We start from the raw sequence: 19,854 nt of genomic DNA on the forward strand, positions 1-19,854 counted from the left end.
CCCCGTGAAAGAAACTATCAACTTCATGCTCTCAAGCTTTGTTTTGATGACCTTATAGATAAAAACTTTTACGGGATCAAAAAAAGGGGCTAAAGCCCCTTTTTGTACCATCAAGTTTACATGTTAACTTACTTAGTAAGGCTCAACATTAACTTGTTTAAACGTGCAACAAAACTAGCAGGGTCTTTTAAACTACCACGTTCAGCTAACATTGCTTGTTCAAACAATACTTCAGTCCACTGGTTGAATTTCTCATCATCAGTTTCATCAGCAACATGTTTTACTAACTCATGTTCTGCATTAATTTCAAAAATAGGCAAGGAATCAGGCACTTCTTGTCCAACTGATTGCATAAGCTTCATCATTTGGCTGCTCATGTCGTGTTCATCGGCAACAATACAAGCCGGTGAATCCGTTAAACGTTGCGACAATTTAACATCTTTCACTTTACCTTCTAGTGATTTTTTAATACGAGTAACAACTGAATCAAACTCTTTTTCAAGTTTTTCTTGAGCTTGCTTTGTTTCTTCATCATCCATATCACCAAGATCTAAACCGCCACGAGTTACCGATTGTAACTGCTTACCATCAACTTCTGTTAAGTGACTCACTAACCATTCATCGATACGGTCAGACATTAATAATACTTCAATGCCTTTTTTACGGAAAACTTCTAAATGAGGGCTATTTTTAGCCGCTTCAAAGCTGTCTGCAACTACGTAGTAAATTTTTTCTTGGCCTTCTTTCATACGTTCTACGTATTCCGGAATTGAAACACTTTGCACAGCCGTGTCACTTTCTGTTGAAGCAAAGCGTAATAAGTTTGCAACTTGCTCTTTATTACCTTGATCTTCTGCTGGGCCTTCTTTTAAAACTTGACCAAACTCATTCCAAAATGATTGATATTGTTCTTTATCTTTTTTACCTAATTTTTCAAGCATTTTAAGGACGCGTTTAGTACAGCCTTTACGAATTGCTTGCGTAATTTTGTTATCTTGTAAAATTTCACGAGAAACGTTTAGCGGTAAATCATTTGAATCTAATAAACCTTTTACAAAACGCAAGTAAGTTGGCATAAACTGTTCTGCGTCGTCCATTATAAATACACGTTGTACAAATAATTTTAAACCATGTTGCTTTTCACGGTTATGCATATCAAATGGCGCTTTACTTGGAATATAAAGTAATGAAGTATATTCTGTTTTACCTTCTACTTTGTTGTGCTCCCATACAAGTGGGTCACCAAAGTCATGTGATACATGCTTGTAGAATTCTTTATATTCATCATCAGAAATCTCTGACTTCTCACGTGTCCATAATGCCGTAGCTTTATTCACAGGCTCCCATATTGCAGGAACTTCAGCAACCGCTTCTCCAGCTGGAACAGTAACATTGCCTTCATCATCTTTAACTTCAGCAACCGCTTCTACAGCCGGAATTGCTGGCGTTAACATTTCAACAGAAACTGAGATATGGTCTGAGTACTTAGTGACAATTGACTTTAAGCGCCAGTCGTCTGCATATTCTTTTTCTTCTTCTTTTAAATGAAGAATTATATCGGTACCACGGTTTGTCTTTGAAATTTTAGCCGTAGTGAACTCGCCTTCGCCAGCACTTGTCCATTCAACACCTTCAGAAGCGTCGACACCAGCAGCACGAGAACGCACAGTTACTGAGTCAGCAACGATGAATGCTGAGTAAAAACCAACACCAAATTGACCAATAAGTTGTGAGTCTGAAGCTTGATCGCCAGAAAGTTGCGAGAAAAATTCAGCTGTGCCAGATTTAGCAATGGTACCTAAATGATCAACAATTTGATCATGAGTCATACCAATGCCGTTATCAGAAATGGTAAGTGTATTGTTTACTTTGTCACAACTAACACGTACGCGTAAATCGCTATCACCTTCGTATAAATCAGCATGTGAAAGTGCTTTAAAGCGTAACTTGTCAGCGGCATCAGCAGCGTTTGATACTAACTCACGTAAGAAAATTTCTTTGTTTGAGTAAAGTGAGTGGATCATTAATTTGAGTAACTTAGCGTTATCAGTTGCAAACTGATGATTTTCTTTTTGGCCTGTTTCTGACATTTTCGATACTTCCTAAATTTAACGGTGTTTAAAAGCGCACATCGAAGCTGATGTTGCATTGATAGTTAACATGTGGGGGTAGGGAAAACAATTTCAAGCAAAAAATTAAAAATTCTTACATAAATTATGCAGCCCTATTTTGCTTTTCTTAAAGAGATAATTTTATTTATATCATTTTTAAATACCGTTAATCACAAATAATGATTTGCTTTCAGCTATCACTATCCTTACATTGAAGCTTGCGCTTAGCATGATACCTTCATTCTAGAAAGCAGCCTTAGTCGCTGTATTTATAAAATAGACAACACAGGATTTAAAATGTTGCTTGACCGAAATAACAATACGGCTATTTTATTAGCGGGTATCCTTGCTTTGGTTGTCGGCGTAGGCGTCGCTCGCTTTGCGTTTACTTCTTTATTACCCGCGATGCTAGAAAATCATCTAAGTATTGCTTTCGCTGGCATACTCGCCTCCATTAACTATGTTGGCTATTTATCGGGGTCAATTTTCTCAATTTTTATTAAAGATATTCATGCAAAAGTAAAGTTTTTCCGCATTGGCTTAGCTTTGTGTATCATAACTTCGTTATTACTCGCCTTTACCCAAAACAATACAATTTGGTTGCTATCTCGGCTTTTTGCTGGATTTGGTGCTGCGATGGCATTAGTCGTTGGCTCAGCCATCGTGATGTCAAAATTACAAAATACGAATAAAACTAAAGCAATGGGCATACATTTTAGTGGCTTAGGATTCTCAATACTTATTGCTGATTTAATTATGCGTAGCGTATTTATTTATAGTGATAATTGGCAACATGCTTGGTTTGCCCTAGCAATTGCAGGCACGATATTCGCGAGTTATTCAGCCTATATTTTAAGTTTTGATAAGCAAACATCAGATAAAGTTATTAAACACAAATTTGATAAATCGTTATTTAATCCCTTAGTGATCATTTTAGCCCTAGCGTACTTCACAGAAGGCGTTGGTATGGTCGTGCAAGCAACATTCCTCCCTGATATTGTTAACTCATTAGAAGGATTGTCTGGGTATGGTGGTTATGCTTGGTTAGCTGTTGGTTTAGCCGGCATACCCTCGTGTATTATTTGGATGCGTTTGGCACATCGCTATAATAGTATCGACATTATGATGGTAGCGATGGCGCTACAAATTGTTGCCATTTTAATTCCTACCTTCTCTTCAAACATTGTACTTAATTTAATAAGTGGCGTGTTATATGGTGGAACCTTTATTGGTCTGGTCGCACTTTTCATGAATTTTGGTGGGCAACTAGCCGGTAAAAACCCAGTATTTATTATGGGAACAATTACCGCAGCCTATGGCGTAGGACAAGTTGTGGCGCCACTTTATTGTGTCGCATTAATTGAACACTTTAAAAATTATAATGCTGCACTTTATCTAACCGCTTTTATTGTTTTGTGTGGCATAGTATTACTGAAATACGCTAAAACTAATTTTATGACAGGAAATCATCTTGCCAATAATTTATAAAATGCCTAAGGGTATAATTATTTAAAAGATGACAAGACTCAAATTGTTATTGCTCAACTTAGCTTTTAGTTAAAAGGACACGTTTTCACCTGCATTTAATATTCTGCTAAGTTTACAGTGAAACTAAAAGCTATAGTTTTTACGTCCTGACAAAGCATGAGATAACGTATTACCATCTACATATTCAAGCTCGCCACCAACAGGCACACCATGGGCAATACGAGAAATGATAACCTGATGTTTTTTAGCAAGTTCAGCAATAAAGTGTGCGGTGGCTTCACCTTCCACTGTTGGATTTGTGGCTAAAATTATTTCTTTAAACTGTTGGGTCGCCAGCTGTTTTTCTAATATATCTAAACCAAGATCGTCTGGCCCGATACCATCTAGTGGAGATAAATGTCCCATTAAAATAAAATAGCGTCCTTGAAATTCACCGGTTTGCTCTATCGCGATCACATCTCCTGGACTTTCAACAATACAAAGCTGTTGATTAATAAGTCGTTTAGCACTTTGACAAATTTCACAGGTATCATCTTCAGTAAAGTTTCGACATTGTGAGCAATGACCAATATTTTCCATTGCTAACTTTAATGTTCCAGCAAGTTTAGCACCACCGATACGATTACGTTCAAGTAACTGGAATGCCATACGCTGAGCAGATTTAGCACCAACACCCGGTAAACATTTAAGTGCATTTATTAATTCTTGTACAAGGGGACTAAATTTCATAACAACCTTAGTAACAGTATTTGTCGAATTTCAACGAACGCAGTTTATCATTTGAATAATAAAAACCAACATAAATTATGTTCTTTCAATTAAAAATAATACGTTATGATAGCAACAGAATAATTATCATAAATGAACAACTATGTTATCCAATATTTTTATTACCTTAGCCTTATTAATTGCCAGTGCTTTTTTATTGTCTCGACATTTCACCTTACCAAAAAATATTTGGCTGTTGTTTATTGCCCAACCTTTAGTGATGGCCGCATCACCAGTCATTGTTTTCATTGGGGGAATATTGTCAACCAGCATGGCAAGTGACCCATCTCTAGCTACCCTTCCCATTACGGTTATGATTTTAGGTGTTGCCTGTGGCGCGATTCCTGCAGCGATGCTTGCCAAAAACAAAGGCCGTCGTTTTGCTATTTTTACCGGTTATAGTTGTGGTTTATTGGCGACATTAACCGCTATGGTATCTGCGCTTATTGCCAATTTTGAACTTTTTGTTTTCTCAGGTTTACTCTTTGGTATTAGTACGGCATTTATTCAACAGTTACGTTTTGCTGCGATAGAAAGCATAAAAAATGATAAAGATATCCCTACTGTGTTGTCAATTCTTATGCTAAGTGGCATTTTTTCTGCCTTCTTAGGGCCTGAAATTGCCGTAGTTGCTAAAGATTGGTTAGTTTCACCTCATGGCTATGCTGGCTCATTTTTAGTATTAGCGTGCTTAATCATTTGCGCGATGATAATCATGTTGAACTTTAAAAATACGCAAATTGAAAGTCATCAGCAAGCAGAAGATATTCGTCCATTAAGTAAAATCATTAAACAACCCATATTTATTATCGCGATACTATCGGCGGCAATTGGTTTTGCCTTAATGAGTTACTTAATGACCGCTACGCCTTTAAGCATGCATCAAATGCACGGACATAGCTTAAATGATACAAAGTGGGTTATTCAAAGTCATATTGCGGCGATGTTTATTCCTTCTCTATTTACCGCTTGGTTAGTAAAAAAAATAGGCTTAAAAAGTTTAATGTTAATAGGGACCGCAATTTACGCGATAGTAACTGTAGTCGCGCTTTCAGGCGAACAAGTCATGCACTACTGGTGGGCACTGATTTTGTTAGGCATCGGTTGGAATTTTTTATTTTTAACCGGTACAACATTACTACCGCAAAGTTATAAGCCGGGTGAACGACATAAAGTACAAGCGATTAACGACTTTATTATCTTTGGCTTACAAGCAACTGCATCGTTACTGGCAGGTTGGGTGTTATTTAAAGCCGGTTGGCATATGGTGGTGCTTACCAGTATGCCATTTATCGCGATACTCTTTGCGGTTACTTGGTTTTATTATATTAAAGACAGAAAAAAAGCCGCCGAAATAGCCGCTCAATCTTTGATAAATAATCAGTAAATTACAAAATCAAAGATTGTTGTCGTTATCTGAAAGACCAAAACCAATAGAGAAAGTCATATCGTTAGCGACTTCAAACTCTACACCTGTTATCGCTTTATAAGCAAGACCTTGGTTTTTTTCTTCACCAAAAAGTGTACCGTGGTTAGTTTGTACGGCGCCAACAGCTAACTCGATAAAAGGAGATACATTTTCACTCAGACTAACATACTTAAAACGTGATGTAGCCCATAAACCAAGCGCGTCATAATTACCCGAAAAAGTTTGTTGCCCTGCAGAGAAGTTATTAACACTGGTCTTTTCAACTAAACCACTAAAATGTGCTTTAGCATAATGCAGCGAAATCTCTGTGGCGACTTGCCAATCTTCGTTTAATTGATAATTCTTGCCTACCCCAAAAGAAATCTCCGGCGCTAAATCAATTGTAGTGTGACTTAAATCTACGTTTTTTAGGCTATCGTATTTCGTTAAGCTCAAAGCCACAAATTTATAAGGTTCGTCATCGTTTGCTACCACTGAAATACTCGTGGCGAAGCAACTACCTAAAAGCATTATTACTAAAGATTTATTCATCATCATTCCTTGTTTGTTGATCTTTTTCGTAAAGTAAAATATCGCCTGGCTGACAATCTAGTGTTTGGCAAATGGCTTCAAGCGTTGAAAACCGTATCGCTTTTGCTCGACCACTTTTAAGCACAGATAAGTTTTGTGGCGTTATGCCTACTGACAAAGCAAGATCGTTTAATTTCATTTTACGTTTTGCTAGCATAACGTCCAGTTCTATAATCATAGCCACTAGATAACTAACTCCTGCTCTTGATGCAAGCTAGTCGCTTCGCTCATTATCCAAGCTATCACGTATATCACTAAACCAATTAATAAAAATCTTAACTCATCAGAGCCTAAGCTTATGTATAACGATAACGTATCAGAAGCGCCTGAAAATCGTAATACTAAGGTCACCACTATCGGATAAAGAAGCTTTAAGGCAATCCAAGCTAACAGCACAGTACCAATATTTTTAATGCATTGAATATTGGCGACAGTGAATACTAAACCCTGCTGATATAAACCAAATAACTTAAACAAAGACCAATAAATTAAAAGGCTTGGCAACAAATCTGCACTGCCTAGTATAAGCAAAGCGTTAAAACCTTCATCGGTTAAGGCTAACGCTAAATTTTCCCAGCTACCTGAAAAGTCGATATTGGCCGCTGAAGAAATAAATGAAAAATGTTCAGAAAGCTCATAGGTGCCATTATTATTAATTCCTAGTAATAACAAAAGTGCAAAACTGAAAATTTGCATCATAACGAAGAGTGCCACTAATGCCCTAACGATTTTACTTACTTTGCTTATCCGATAATGCGGTAACATAAAACTCATAATCTAAATTGATTCAATAAGCTTAATGTAGCAGATAGAATATGAATTTCAACCTTTATTTATCGATAAACGATAACTTGTTATTGATAATTATTAATCATGGAACTGATTGACCATTTCTGGCTTCCAATAATCGATACCAATCTTCGCGGCTGTAGTTAAGTTCAAGTGCGACTTTTGCCGCTACAATACGTTCAGGTGTGGTTGAACCAATAATAGGAAATATGTCTGCAGGGTGCTTTAATAACCAAGCGAGAATAACTTGCCAAGCTTCACAGTTATATTTTTGCGCTTGCAATGTTAATTCACCAGCAATGCGTTGTTCATCTTTTGCCGAGAAAGTATTGCCCCATGCTGCGTAAGCAACACCTCCGAGGGGGCACCAGGCAATTGGCGATAGTTTATCTTGTTGACATTGATCCAATGTACCGTCATTAAGTGCATCAATATTATGAATATTAATTTCCACCTGATTAACCAATAATGGTAAATCTAAAGCACTTTGCAACATAGCCACTTGCGAGGGTTTAAAGTTACTCACCCCAAAGTGGGCAACTTTACCACTGGCTTTAAGTTGCTTGAATGTTTCAGTAACTTCATGAATATCAAATAAGTAGTCTGGACGATGTAATAAAAAAAGATCAAGTTGTTCTGTGTGCAAACGCTTTAAAGAGCCTTCTACACTCGATAAAATATATTGTTTACTAAAATCATAACGTGTTGGCGCATAAGGGTTCTCATTGTTTTTTGGGCGAATACTTGCTTTGGAGGTGATGATCATTTTCTCTCGCAAGTGTGGTGATCGCTTTAACAATTCACCAAATAATTGCTCACTCGCCCCACCACCATAAATATCTGCGTGATCAAAGTGATTGTATCCAGCATCGATTGCACTATGAACAGCAAGTTTACCTTTAGCAATATCATTTACTGACTGATCACCTGCAATTCGCATACAACCATAGATTAATCGTGATGACTGAAGATTGCTCTTTCCTAAACTATAATTTTTCATTACAACTTTACGCTCGTTTTATCGCTAATTGACTGACATAATAGCGACTTTATGGTTGTTGTTCATCAATAACAAACTCATTGCATACGTATAAATAAGGTTTTTTCATTGCAACATTTTATTTGGGATATTGATCCAGTTTTACTTTCTATTGGTCCGTTAACGATTCATTGGTATGGCGCTCTTTTTGCAGCGGCAATCATTTCAGGCCTACAGGTGATGAAATGGGTTTATCAAACAGAGCACAAAGATATTGAGGCGCTCGACAATTTACTCATGTATGCCGTATTTGGTATCATTATTGGTGCTCGCTTAGGCCATTGTTTTTTTTACGACCCGCAATATTACTTTGCTAACCCATTGAAGATACTTGCCATTTGGGAAGGTGGACTTGCCAGCCATGGCGGCGGTTTAGGACTCATAATTGCATTAGGTATATACGCAAGAAAGTATCAAGAAAACTATTTATGGCTACTCGACCGATTAGCTATTTGTACCGCTCTCTTTGGTGTATTTGTTCGTTCAGCTAACTTTGTTAATTCTGAAATATTAGGCGTTGCCAGTGATGCTCCTTGGGCTATTATTTTTGCGCGTATAGATAATATACCTCGCCACCCCGCGCAACTTTATGAAGCCATAGCGTATTTACTGATTTTTATTATTCTCTTCTTTATCTATAAAAAATCAAAAGATAAAACACCCAAGGGTTCATTATTGGGCTTATTTTTGATTTTAACCTTCACGGCTCGATTTTTAATAGAGTCGGTAAAAGTGAAACAAGCCGCGTATGAATCAATATGGGCATTAAATACCGGACAAATGCTGAGTATTCCCTTTTTCATTGCGGGTATTGTCTTATTAATTTGGTCGTTATCAGCTAAAAATAAACATAAATAAACATTCAATAAAAGAACATGAGTAAAAGAACATGAGTAAAAAATATTACGTCGTTTGGAAAGGGTCAAAAACCGGTGTGTTTGATAATTGGACGACGGTTCAGTCAGTAACGTCAGGCCGTGCAGATGCACAATTTATGGGATTCCCTTCACAGGCCGAAGCCGAAGCTGCTTTTAAATCAACATACACAAAAGCATTAACCCAGCGCTCTTTAAAAACGCCACCAAGAACAGGAACTGAATATCCAGCTGCCGCTAAAACAGCGAGTTCGTCGTCGAGTAGAGCGACAAGTTCAACAAAACCAGCGGGGAGCACGGTTCGTAGCGATCGTGAGGTAACTCAATCAAATATTGATATTTATTGTGATGGTGCATGTTCGCCAAACCCAGGAAAATCAGGAACAGGTGTAGCTGTTTATCACCAAGGCGAAATTAGTAGCCTCTGGTATGGCGCTTATAACGCAAATGGTACCAACAATACCGCTGAGTTAATTGGCATGTTACAGGCCTTTAAATTGGCAAAAGCTTATATCGACACTAACCCCGATAAAACCATTCAAGTGTTGTCTGACTCGAAATATTCTATCGACAGTATAACTAAATGGGCAACAGGATGGAAAAATAAAGGTTGGAAAAAAGCTAACGGTGAAGCGATTAAAAATCCAGAATTAGTCAAAGCTTGCTACACACTTTATCAAGAAATTAAAAAGCAAATATCTATTACTCATGTTAAAGGCCACGCTAATATTGAGGGTAATGAACTCGCCGATCGCATGGCGGTACTCGCTAGAACATCACAAGAGATAGGCTTTATAAAATACGAAAAAAATATCAATATTCGTGAAATATTAGCGACTGAGTCTGACTAGACTAGCCTGACTAAATGAACCTAGCTAAATTCATCTCAAAAGGTCTTTAACATTAACTGAAAATAAACCTCAACCTTTGTGAGGTTTTTTTCGGCTAATAATTTTAGATAATATTTAAAAATAAAAAGTGCTAATAACCTTGTTGCCAATCAATACAAACAGGTAACTGACCGTTACTTCGATATTCACCGATATTACTAGCAACGATTTCGCCAGCACTGGCAAAGTGGGTGGGTGCAGAAATATGAGGGAGTACCGTCACTTTTTTATGTGACCAAAATGCATCACCTTCATCTAAAGGTTCTTGCTCAAAAACATCTAAAATGGCATGTTTAATATGACCGCTATCTAAGCATTTAATTAGATCGTCATTAGCAACAATACCACCTCGGGCAAAATTAATGACACTGGCACCTAAAGGTAAATTCCTCAGTAGACTATTATTAATAAGTTGATAGGTATTTGGTGTGAGCGGGAGTAAACAAATTAATATATTGCATTGTTTCACCATCGCGAGTAATCCGTCATCGCCTGAGTAGCAATTAACCCCGTTAATTAACTTTTCACTTTGACTCCAACCAAGCACATTAAAGCCATTCTCATGCAGCCGTAAAGCACTACATTTTCCGAGTTTACCTAAACCTAAAATGCCTACCGTTCGCTCTTGAGGAAGAACATAGCGATGCTGTAGCCAAAGTGCTGATTGTTGTTGTTGTAAATATATGGGCATATCTCGATGCAAGTACAGTACCCAAGTTAATACTGCTTCACTCATTGTTCGCGCTAATGTCGGATCAATTAAACGCACTAACTTAAAAGGTGGTTCTGATTTATTCTTTGATAATTGCGAAACGAGTGCATCCACACCTGCCCATAAACTCTGTACCCATATTAACTTAGGGTATTGAGCAAAAATAGTGGGTTCTGGGTTAGCAACAATAGCAATTTCACATTGAAGCCTTTCCTTATCAGATAAGTCTTGGTCGAGCTTTATACATTCATTAGGCAGTTTAGCCGATAATAGCGCTAACCAATCGGCTTGCTCGCGTTGAGAAAGTTGACTAACAAAAGTAATTATAGGGGAATTCACGACGATTCTCTTTTCAATTATTCTTTTAACACCATATCGATACACATAACGGCAGCCAGTATTAGCTTTCTAACAGGATGATCATCAGGAACATCTTGAGATATTTCCAGTACATAATTGTCTGCACTGGTAAAAAATTCTTTACCTATTCCGCCCCACTCTTTTGAAATATGAGCTAACTCCTGATCACCGTCCATAAAACGAAAATTCCAGCCAACCCAGTTTCCTTTAAGTTGACAGACAAGGTTGTCTTGATTGTCAAAAAGATCGAACTTACCGCCAATTGAAAAAAGTTTTTGTTGAAAATAACCGATATCATTACCTTCACTATCAGTGACAGTCACTTTTGAAACAAAAAGCGATATACCTCGCTGAATTCTAATAATACGTTGATCGTTTGGTGTGCGTATCTGAACATCAAACGGTGTCATGGTTTTATAGTCGCTAAAACGCAGCATTTTCGTAAAAAAACCTAAATTTGGCTCTCGACATTCCATAATGATATTGCCCGTTTCAGGATCATAAACATCATAATTATTAGCCGCTTTGAATATGCCGACATGCTCTTTGATTAAAAATAGATTGTTATTTAGTATGCTTGTCATTTTTAGAAATCCTTTTTCATTTTATACTGTTCAGTGACTTAAATTTATCTGAGAGTAATACTAAACGAAAAACAGCCGACCCGTGCTTACCTTCAATAATATTAACAGTAATTTATAAACTATTAAGTTATTTTAAGCGGTTGACGTTTTTCGTAAGTCATACTTCGCCATAACTATTCAAAAGGTCCGAATTGAAAACGTGTCATCCAAAAGTTGAGTTTTATTAAAAAATTAAAATATTTGGCTTTAACCCAGTGAACTAGATTTAATAAGTTCATCAAACATTCGTTTAACTTGTAGATCACCAAAACTGTAGATAGCTTCATTTTGGTGAAATACCCGGTATACCGTTGCGAAATCTTGAGTCTCTAGATTTTTCATCGTCAATAACAACTGTCTTTCAGGCCTGCCATAACCACTATCATCAGGTAATCTGTCTATTTCTGCATTGATAGCAGGAAGTAAAAAAGGAAACTTATCTAAGTGACTTTCGGCAATTTTTAACATTTCATCAAAATTATTTTGTTGATAATGAGCCCACAAATTTCCTAAGCGCTTACATTCAAATGTCTCGATAATGCTAGCTGAATTAAAAGCTGTGATTAACTCTTCTTGGCTCATATCACCAAAACTATATTCATTGCCTTGATTAGGTCTAACTAAGTATATTTTGTAGATCTGCTGATTTTTAGCAAGTAAATGTAAGACGAACCAAAAATTGACCTGACAAAATAGATCATCTTCAAACCAACAGTATACAATTGATTCTTGTGGAATATTCGTTATTTTTGTTATTTCTGGTACGGTACTTTTGAAATAAGTCCCTTCTGGTACTTGCGGGTAACGCTCTAAATATTCAGCTCGGTTGCAAAATAAGTCACTCAAGTTGTCCCCTTGAATATTCCCATCAACTAAGCATTCACGAGCAACAATTAATTCACCTAAAATAGATTTTGGGAATTGGCTTTTCAGCGTATCTCCATTAAGTATGTGATAGCGGTTATTCATTAGTTAACTTCTTTGATTGCCATTTCTAGATTAGGAACCATTTGCGTTAGTGTTTCGTTCTTACTTGGCTTAATGGTGGCGTATAAAGCATAAATAAAACTCTGCGTGTTATGCAATTTTATTAAACCTTTTTCGTCTTGATATGCTGCTTGCCAATGATTAAAAGGAGATGAGTCTGTTACGCTTTTCAACCAGTTATTCCAATCATCTCCAGAGTGCTCTCCTCGCAAGAAAATATAGATGACTGCCATAGCAATACGCTTTGGCTCACCATTAATATAATAGTGTTGTTCATGCGCGGTAATTTGACTTGCTAAAGATTTAAGCATTTTATCTAATTGAGTTTTTGTAATTGCGGGATTCAAAGCTAATTGCAGCATAAGATCTGATGAATGTGCAACCCCATGTCTCCAACCCACTTTAGTTGAAAAACCACGATAATCCCTTAAATTAATCAAAAAGTCAGTACCAATATTAACTAAGTAATCTCTTTGAACATCAGTTAAAAAAGGTTTTTTACGATCTACTCTCGAAACTTCAGACAGCATTAATATTGAAAATGTTTGATAAACCCCTGCGGAATCATCTACTTCAGATGCAAGGACGTTGGTTAAGTAATGATACATATCTAGTTGTACTTTTTCACTAAGTTGCCCTGTCCTTAGCCAAAAACTTAATGCATTAAACGCAATTCCATCTCTTATTTTTGTGTCAGGATGTGCTAAACAATGAAGTAATTGTAATGCTAAAGCTTCTTTTCTTACTTTATTTTCAAGCGTAAATTTATTTTCTTTTAATTGCTGTAAATTTTGTTTTTGCCATTTGTTTGATAAACACTGAGTATTAACTTGTTCAACACTGATAAATTTTTTTTCATCAAATGAAAAAGCAAAACAGCTAAAAATTAACACCGAAGTAATTATCGATATATGAAGTGTTTTTTTCATTTTATTCCTTAATAAGTAAACTTTTATCCATTTATCCATTTATTCACAACAAAAAAACAATATTTAAGCTAAAAAGTAAAAACTTAAAACGATGAAATAACGGATAAGTCAGGTAACAAGAAAAAATTATGAGTTACTTAGGACTACTCTTTTTCATTGACCACATAAATTATAATCTAATTGTTTAAATATATAAAATTACGCAAAATAACAGGCAGTTAACTATTGAAAACCCAAAACATATTCAAATGGCACAATCAAATTCATTTATATTTTGTCGTTTTAATCCTAAAAATCGCCGTTTTTTTGCTATTAATATATCCCATAAAACTACAATACTAATTGCATGCTTTATTAAAGCGTCACACTAAGTGAATCTTTAATATCAAGTTACAAACTTAATGATTATCAACATCATTTGATAATACTTTTACGTTAGTACATATAAAAACTATAAAATAATAATCAGAGGTTTAATATAATGAACTTAACAAAATTATCTGTAGCAACTTTAATAGCTCTTTCAGCATCAACATCAGTAATGGCTGCTAATAGTGTCAGTGCAAATCACAGCAACATGAACGGTAAATCAATTAATAATGTTGCACAATTAAGTGCTGATTACAGTTTTAACAATGGTAAGTCCTTTTCAACAGTAAAAGGAAATACCAAACAAAAAGCGCAAATGTTTTATAAAGGTGTTCCCGTATTCGGACAGTCACTAGTAGTAGAACAAGATAGTGCTGGTCGTAATGTTGGTTTGCAGGGTTCTTTAATGGTTAACATTTCTGATGATTTAAATTCAGTAACACCAGGTATGCTGAACGGCAAAGCGCTTGGTAAGTTAAAACAGCTACTGGGTCACAATAATATTAAAAATTCAAAAACTGATTTAGTTATTTATGTAAACAGTGACAATAAAGCACAGTTAGCTTATCGAGTTGAATACCTAACAAGTGATAGTGATGTACCAAGTCGTCCAATGGCATTTATTGATGCAAACGATGGCGAAATATTAATGTCTTGGGAAGGAATTAATCACGCGCAAAAATCAGTAAAAGGTAAACCTGGTGGCGGTAGTGGTGGCGGGTCAACAACACCTACAACATTAACAGGCCCCGGTGGTAACTCTAAAACAGGCATTTACTATTATGGCACTGACTTCGCGAATCTTATAGCAACTTCAAATGGCTCGACTTGTTCATTAGATAGCCCAAATGTTATAACAACTGATATGGGTAACAGCACACGTCGCGGAAGTACTGCACAAGTAACTTGTGGCGATACAGGTGAAGATTTAACAAATGGTGCTTTTGCCCCAATGAACGATGCTCAAGCTTTTGGTAATGTTATATTTGATATGTACGGCGAATGGTACGGCGTAACTCCTTTATCACAAAAATTAGAAATGCGTGTTCATTACGGACGTAACTATGAAAATGCATTTTGGGATGGTACAGCAATGTCTTTTGGTGATGGTGCCACAACATTCCACCCATTAGTTAGCCTTGATGTGTCTGCTCATGAAGTTAGTCACGGTGTTACAGAGCAACGTTCTGGTTTAGTTTACAGTGGTGAGTCAGGTGGTATGAACGAAGCATTTTCAGATATGGCGGGTGAAGCAGCAGAAAACTTTATGCACGGCACGAACGACTGGATGGTTGGTGAACAAATATTCAAAGGTAATGGTGCTTTACGTTACATGGATGATCCAACAAAAGATGGTCGCTCAATTGCTCATGCTTCAGATATGACTAATGGTTTAGATGTACATTTAAGCTCAGGTGTTTATAACAAAGCATTTTACTTATTATCCACAACTAATGGCTGGTCTGTAGAAACGGCATTTGGTGTAATGCTACGAGCCAACGATTTGTACTGGACAGCGAGCTCTACGTTCAATGCTGGTGCATGTGGTGTTGAATCTGCAGCTAGTGATCTTGGTTTAAATGCAAGTGACGTATCATCAGCTTTTTCAGCTGTTGGTGTCAACTGCCAGTAAGTTTATAAACTAACATTAACTCAAAGGCCAGCAATGCTGGCCTTATTCATTTCTAATGACATTATTTATTGTAGGTTGGAATTTTATTTGATTAGCCTAAAATATTACTTCGTTACTATAATAAAATAATAGGATTCTTGTGAAATTTAACAATATCCAAAGTTATTTTTTATTATGAGAATAATAAATACAGACCACATCAACTACTTGAAAATAAAGCTGTTTACTTTTTCCTCAGCTGACCGGATTAACGCTTTTAATTCACCGTTTTTTTGAAGACGTAATATTTCTTGATTAATGAGTGGAACTAATTTTTTATGCTTTAGATGAACATAATGATAAAGGGGTAAAACAGCCAAGGGCTTTACTGCAGGAATAATATTCTGGTATCCCAACCTTTTCAACGTTAACTTACCGTCAAGGGTATTCGTTAAAGCAACATCAACAATCCCCTTCTGCAGTATCTTGAACATATTTTCGGTATTGTTCACTTTGTAAACGTGTGCCAACCCTTTAGTAATATTATTGGTGTGTTTTACACCTCTAATCTTAGCCAACTTATACTGTTTTAAATCATCTTTGTCGTGAATATCAAGCTGACGAGTTGCAAGGCTAAAGGGCATAGTTTCAAGATAATAATAAGGAGTAGGCACTCTGATCATTTGATTATTCTCTTCGCCGTATGTCCAAATGCGCATTATTTCGCCATCACTCTTACCCGTATTCGCGAGTAGCTGTGCTCTTGGGGCCGGCAATGGAGTGATCGTGATATCTATACCTATATTTTTATAGATTTGGGGCAGTACAAGACGACCAACCTCTTGTTCAATTAATAGTTCAATTGAAGCAAAATTATAGTGGATAACCTGAGGAATAACGTCGGTTTCGTTTTTTACATTAACGTCTGATATTACATTTACAATAAAGGTTGGTGCTATGATTGTTGAAGTGGCAAAAACAGTAAGCGGAACTATAAACAAAAAACCTATAAAATTAAGTTTAAGTAAAAAATATTGACTGAAGAGTATCTTCACTTAACCTACACCTTTAACTGAGTATTTATAAAATATAACGCTGCTCGCTTGACCTCCATGTATGTTCTTTTGACTTGACTTAATAACAACATTTGAAATGTTAATGGACTAAGTGTGGTCTAGTAAATAGGACTATTGTATAAATTGGTGAATAAAATGGCAAGTAAAACGTTTACGCGACGCCCTTGCATGCTCTACACACGTGGTTATAAAATGGGTTACAGTTTTAGCGAAAAAGGCTTCAGCCAGGGTTGTATTTTCAAAATAGAAGGCAAAATTTGAGCTAGTTAAAGAGAGTAAACAGAATTAAATCATGATGTTTGGATTAAGCCAGTCTAGATGATAGTAAAAATTATTTTTTAATTCATAACAACTTATGGTCTGTTATTTATCAACAACTTTAGGCTGTGGTTACACTAAACATAAGTAGAATAAACAGAGTATTTTAAAGCAAGATTACCCTGCTCGCGGTGAAATTCAATTATATGAGTCGACGATTATGCTACTGTTTAAACATCAGTAAGCGACTTTTTTATTATTTAGGCTATTCAATGATCGCAAATAAACACACAATATTACCTGTATTGATCAGTTTTATTTTTTACTTTGCATGGACGTGGTACGCCAATAGTAGAGTAACAGATGATGTAGCCTTGTTATTACGAACAGCGCTCATTCAGAGCACGTACAGCGCGTTTATGACATTAACTTTTAGCACGCTGTTAATTTTGGTAATAAATAAAATGAAATGCCACGACCACCCATACATGGCTATTCTTCCTCCTTTGTTAATGCAATCAAGCATGGTTTATTTGATTAATGTCCTTAATCAAACACCCAACTTACTACTGACGATTATGCCAAGCATATTTTTTACTGCAATTTATGGTGCTATCTTTACATTCACCTTGTTAAAGAAGCCTGAATACCAATGTGATAGTAAAATTAAATAATATCTCTGTATCCTAGGTGTCAAAGACTACAATCGTAACTATTATGGGGGATTAAAAACAATAAAAAACCCGCAGATCAGCGGGTTTTGATAATAAGTGAACGCCATCATTCATTTTACTGAATAGTGTAACGTTTTAAGTGAGGATATATATCCTCACTTAAACACTTGATATTAGACACTTTCAAACGTGATTTATTGCACAGGGATAGTTAGGGTGCCTGTAGCGACAACACCAGCTTTAGTTTCATAGGCATATTCAAACGTTATGCTGTTTTCAGAACCAACCAAATTGTCAGACATATATTCGTTTGTACTAGTGCGATAAACTTTTTGACTATCAAGTTGAGCGCTACCAATTTCGATACTTATGTTTAGATTATCACGAATTAAAGTTTCGTTTTCCGCTAATTGCACTAATCCTATAGCATACGCATTATAAGGGTTACCATTTTTGACAAGGTTAAAGTCTCTTATTGAATTAGAGTTTACGCCGTCTTGAGTTATAGAAACACTACGCAGTGAAAGCGTTTGTAAAGCGTTAATACTTGTAGGTAAGTACAAATAAGCATCACGATTGTAATTGTATGGACTAGACGAGTCGCCCGCTGAATTAGTTGGAGTTATAATTACTCCATTAGTCTTATAGTTATTATTATCTAGACGAATGTCATTAATATCAAAAGTATCACTGTTATCTTCAATAGAAAATGAAAGGGAATCACCATTAACATCAACTAATTTGTCAGTCGCTTTCACAGCTAAAGAATTAACCTCATAATTATAATCTTGCCCTGAAGTTAACGTACTAACTGGTGTAACCGTTAATTTTGTATCGTTTAAACTTGTTTCGAATGTTACAGGGATATCTACATTACCACTTACAATAGTAGTCCCTGCTAAAACGATATCATTTGAGTCATCATTGCCTTTTATTACTGTAAAACCAGAAGTATTTGTTAATGAAAGACTGCTTGCAGATACCGTAATTGGCTGTGAATAAAACACGCTAAAGCTATGATCAACAAAGTCTACTTTATTAGCAACTGCGATCACTTCTAAAGCAGAAGAGCCGTTATCGAGCACTCTTGGCATTACAGCCAACTCAACAACATTTGAATACGGGATATTATAATAATTATTTCCTGAAGTACCAGAAACATATACTGTTAAAGTTTCAATATCATCAAGATTTAATTGTACAGAACTACTTCGATAAACGACATCATTAGCAGTGAAAGAAGGTATTTCTATCGTTGAAGAATTAGCAAATTTTGCAGATAAAACATATTGCTCAGTTAATTCATCATAAGTAGAGGTAGATTTCTCTCCATCTGAACCTGTTACTGTAAGATCTGCCCCTAAAATAGTGTTAGCACTTTCATCAATAAGTGTTATGCGATACTCAACTTCAGCTAATGGCATTTTGTCTTCAACATATATAGTTAATGACTCTTGCTTATTGGCAGATGGGTAATATAAATCGTTATCCTGCAAATTGTTAGATTCAGGAATAAAGTCTACTTCGCCATCTCCGTTGAGATCTAAGTTAGCTCTTATCCCGGTATTGATGAATTTTGGTAACGTGATGTTATAAACACCGTTCACCGCATCATAAACTGAAACATGCTTATACTTGTTAGCTCTTGAACTGTTACCAGAATGAGAATATGCGATAAATTCTAAGGTTGGCAGCGGTAGACCTGTCGTATTGTTCATAACAGTAACTTGCACATCTGTAGCTTCTGAAACGATTAATGTGCCATAGTCATTTGGCGTATTAACACTGTTTGAATAGCCGGTATTCATAAAGAATGTGCGGGATAAAAAACGGTTATCACTGCTTGATATTATAAGCGTAATGTCAGAGCTAGATGGAAGGTTTTCAATCTTAAATTCGCCCCCCGTAAAAACAAGGTTTTCCTGAATAACAACATCCGCTGCAATCACGGTAATATTGGCTGCAGAGACTTCGGTATTGTCAACAGCATTAACAATTAAGCCCGTTAATGCAACGGTTGAATTTTCAGCCGTTGTAGGATTAGTGCCACTAAGAATTTCATTTTGCGCCTGAATGGCTTGTGCTACATCTGAATTACTATCGTCTTCAACTTCTAAACATGCTGTTAACAAACATAAAGAAGTGGTTATCAATACGAGGTTTACATACTTCAATTTAATTTTCCTTTTAAAATTTAGAAGGGAAAGACACATTAACCTTCTCGCCTTATTGAACTCCCTTCGATAAGGCGAGAAGGTTAACACATGATTAAATTGCTGTTAATAGTAAAGTTAC

General features: G+C 36.1%; 18 protein-coding genes. 6 read left to right on the forward strand and 12 right to left on the reverse strand.

The features are described 5' to 3' along the window. Positions 1–128: 128 nt before the first annotated feature. Positions 129–2,090: a molecular chaperone HtpG gene (htpG, locus tag H4J39_RS14075; protein WP_182229048.1), complete on the reverse strand. Its 1,962-nt coding sequence runs from the start codon at positions 2,088–2,090 to the stop codon at positions 129–131. Positions 2,091–2,408: 318 nt separating this feature from the next. On the opposite strand from htpG, the gene H4J39_RS14080 reads away from it, so the two are divergent. After that, positions 2,409–3,599, forward strand: coding sequence for a YbfB/YjiJ family MFS transporter (locus H4J39_RS14080; RefSeq protein ID WP_182229049.1), 1,191 nt, complete (start codon positions 2,409–2,411; stop codon positions 3,597–3,599). Positions 3,600–3,722: 123 nt separating this feature from the next. Here the strand turns inward: H4J39_RS14080 and recR are convergent, their stop codons facing one another. Next, entirely contained in the window at positions 3,723–4,328 is a 606-nt protein-coding gene (gene recR, locus H4J39_RS14085; RefSeq protein WP_182229050.1) for a recombination mediator RecR, read from the reverse strand. A gap of 142 nt (positions 4,329–4,470) precedes the next feature. On the opposite strand from recR, the gene H4J39_RS14090 reads away from it, so the two are divergent. Beyond that, positions 4,471–5,754, forward strand: a complete 1,284-nt coding sequence (locus tag H4J39_RS14090; RefSeq protein ID WP_182229051.1) for an MFS transporter — start codon at positions 4,471–4,473, stop codon at positions 5,752–5,754. A 9-nt stretch (positions 5,755–5,763) separates the two neighbouring features. Here the strand turns inward: H4J39_RS14090 and H4J39_RS14095 are convergent, their stop codons facing one another. From H4J39_RS14095 to H4J39_RS14110, 4 genes are all read right to left on the reverse strand, one after another. Then, entirely contained in the window at positions 5,764–6,327 is a 564-nt protein-coding gene (locus tag H4J39_RS14095) for a hypothetical protein (RefSeq protein ID WP_182229052.1), read from the reverse strand. Continuing rightward, a complete protein-coding gene (locus H4J39_RS14100; protein WP_182229053.1) occupies positions 6,320–6,550 on the reverse strand; it encodes a helix-turn-helix transcriptional regulator in 231 nt (76 codons plus the stop codon). Before H4J39_RS14100 ends, H4J39_RS14095 begins: the two co-directional genes overlap by 8 nt. After that, positions 6,550–7,065: a DUF2975 domain-containing protein gene (locus H4J39_RS14105; RefSeq protein WP_182229054.1), complete on the reverse strand. Its 516-nt coding sequence runs from the start codon at positions 7,063–7,065 to the stop codon at positions 6,550–6,552. Before H4J39_RS14105 ends, H4J39_RS14100 begins: the two co-directional genes overlap by 1 nt. 172 nt (positions 7,066–7,237) lie before the next feature. Continuing rightward, positions 7,238–8,155: an aldo/keto reductase family oxidoreductase gene (locus H4J39_RS14110; RefSeq protein ID WP_182229055.1), complete on the reverse strand. Its 918-nt coding sequence runs from the start codon at positions 8,153–8,155 to the stop codon at positions 7,238–7,240. Positions 8,156–8,263: 108 nt separating this feature from the next. Here H4J39_RS14110 and lgt point away from each other — a divergent pair, with 108 nt between their 5' ends. Both lgt and H4J39_RS14120 read left to right on the forward strand, forming a co-directional pair. Further along, positions 8,264–9,052, forward strand: a complete 789-nt coding sequence (gene lgt, locus H4J39_RS14115; protein ID WP_182229056.1) for a prolipoprotein diacylglyceryl transferase — start codon at positions 8,264–8,266, stop codon at positions 9,050–9,052. 31 nt (positions 9,053–9,083) lie between these two features. Next, on the forward strand, positions 9,084–9,920 hold the full coding sequence (locus H4J39_RS14120; protein WP_182178404.1) for a ribonuclease H family protein: 837 nt from the start codon (positions 9,084–9,086) through the stop codon (positions 9,918–9,920). Positions 9,921–10,050: 130 nt separating this feature from the next. Here H4J39_RS14120 and H4J39_RS14125 read toward each other — a convergent pair whose 3' ends face one another. The 4 genes from H4J39_RS14125 to H4J39_RS14140 form a co-directional block, all read right to left on the reverse strand. Continuing rightward, positions 10,051–11,010, reverse strand: coding sequence for a glyoxylate/hydroxypyruvate reductase A (locus H4J39_RS14125; protein ID WP_220462210.1), 960 nt, complete (start codon positions 11,008–11,010; stop codon positions 10,051–10,053). 17 nt (positions 11,011–11,027) lie between these two features. Next, complete coding sequence (locus H4J39_RS14130) at positions 11,028–11,615, reverse strand: phospholipid scramblase-related protein (RefSeq protein WP_182178399.1); 588 nt, start codon at positions 11,613–11,615, stop codon at positions 11,028–11,030. A 246-nt stretch (positions 11,616–11,861) separates the two neighbouring features. Beyond that, a complete protein-coding gene (locus H4J39_RS14135) occupies positions 11,862–12,623 on the reverse strand; it encodes a DUF1835 domain-containing protein (RefSeq protein WP_182229057.1) in 762 nt (253 codons plus the stop codon). Beyond that, positions 12,623–13,570 carry a DUF2785 domain-containing protein gene (locus H4J39_RS14140; protein ID WP_182229058.1) on the reverse strand — a complete coding sequence of 316 codons (948 nt, stop codon included), beginning with the start codon at positions 13,568–13,570 and terminating at the stop codon, positions 12,623–12,625. The genes H4J39_RS14135 and H4J39_RS14140 overlap by 1 nt, the downstream gene beginning before the upstream one ends. 481 nt (positions 13,571–14,051) lie before the next feature. On the opposite strand from H4J39_RS14140, the gene H4J39_RS14145 reads away from it, so the two are divergent. Then, complete coding sequence (locus tag H4J39_RS14145) at positions 14,052–15,572, forward strand: M4 family metallopeptidase (RefSeq protein WP_182229059.1); 1,521 nt, start codon at positions 14,052–14,054, stop codon at positions 15,570–15,572. A 203-nt stretch (positions 15,573–15,775) separates the two neighbouring features. Here H4J39_RS14145 and H4J39_RS14150 read toward each other — a convergent pair whose 3' ends face one another. Beyond that, positions 15,776–16,606 carry a transporter substrate-binding domain-containing protein gene (locus H4J39_RS14150; protein WP_310649760.1) on the reverse strand — a complete coding sequence of 277 codons (831 nt, stop codon included), beginning with the start codon at positions 16,604–16,606 and terminating at the stop codon, positions 15,776–15,778. A 698-nt stretch (positions 16,607–17,304) separates the two neighbouring features. Here H4J39_RS14150 and H4J39_RS19200 point away from each other — a divergent pair. Continuing rightward, a complete protein-coding gene (locus tag H4J39_RS19200; RefSeq protein WP_259368844.1) occupies positions 17,305–17,559 on the forward strand; it encodes a hypothetical protein in 255 nt (84 codons plus the stop codon). A gap of 194 nt (positions 17,560–17,753) precedes the next feature. Here the strand turns inward: H4J39_RS19200 and H4J39_RS14160 are convergent, their stop codons facing one another. Then, positions 17,754–19,733, reverse strand: coding sequence for a hypothetical protein (locus H4J39_RS14160; protein WP_182229061.1), 1,980 nt, complete (start codon positions 19,731–19,733; stop codon positions 17,754–17,756). Between the last annotated feature and the right edge of the window lie 121 nt (positions 19,734–19,854).

Origin of the sequence: Colwellia sp. Bg11-12 (assembly GCF_014076955.1) — a bacterium.
Classification (GTDB): domain Bacteria; phylum Pseudomonadota; class Gammaproteobacteria; order Enterobacterales; family Alteromonadaceae; genus Colwellia_A.

Excerpts from the sequence above, each read along its gene's own strand:
- htpG (WP_182229048.1), bottom strand. The coding sequence starts at position 2,090 with ATGTCAGAAACAGGCCAAAAAGAAAATCATCAGTTTGCAACTGATAAC.
- H4J39_RS14080 (WP_182229049.1), top strand. The coding sequence starts at position 2,409 with ATGTTGCTTGACCGAAATAACAATACGGCTATTTTATTAGCGGGTATC.
- recR (WP_182229050.1), bottom strand. The coding sequence starts at position 4,328 with ATGAAATTTAGTCCCCTTGTACAAGAATTAATAAATGCACTTAAATGT.
- H4J39_RS14090 (WP_182229051.1), top strand. The coding sequence starts at position 4,471 with ATGTTATCCAATATTTTTATTACCTTAGCCTTATTAATTGCCAGTGCT.
- H4J39_RS14095 (WP_182229052.1), bottom strand. The coding sequence starts at position 6,327 with ATGAATAAATCTTTAGTAATAATGCTTTTAGGTAGTTGCTTCGCCACG.
- H4J39_RS14105 (WP_182229054.1), bottom strand. The coding sequence starts at position 7,065 with ATGATGCAAATTTTCAGTTTTGCACTTTTGTTATTACTAGGAATTAAT.
- H4J39_RS14110 (WP_182229055.1), bottom strand. The coding sequence starts at position 8,155 with ATGAAAAATTATAGTTTAGGAAAGAGCAATCTTCAGTCATCACGATTA.
- H4J39_RS14120 (WP_182178404.1), top strand. The coding sequence starts at position 9,084 with ATGAGTAAAAAATATTACGTCGTTTGGAAAGGGTCAAAAACCGGTGTG.
- H4J39_RS14130 (WP_182178399.1), bottom strand. The coding sequence starts at position 11,615 with ATGACAAGCATACTAAATAACAATCTATTTTTAATCAAAGAGCATGTC.
- H4J39_RS14135 (WP_182229057.1), bottom strand. The coding sequence starts at position 12,623 with ATGAATAACCGCTATCACATACTTAATGGAGATACGCTGAAAAGCCAA.
- H4J39_RS14140 (WP_182229058.1), bottom strand. The coding sequence starts at position 13,570 with ATGAAAAAAACACTTCATATATCGATAATTACTTCGGTGTTAATTTTT.
- H4J39_RS14145 (WP_182229059.1), top strand. The coding sequence starts at position 14,052 with ATGAACTTAACAAAATTATCTGTAGCAACTTTAATAGCTCTTTCAGCA.
- H4J39_RS19200 (WP_259368844.1), top strand. The coding sequence starts at position 17,305 with ATGACATTAACTTTTAGCACGCTGTTAATTTTGGTAATAAATAAAATG.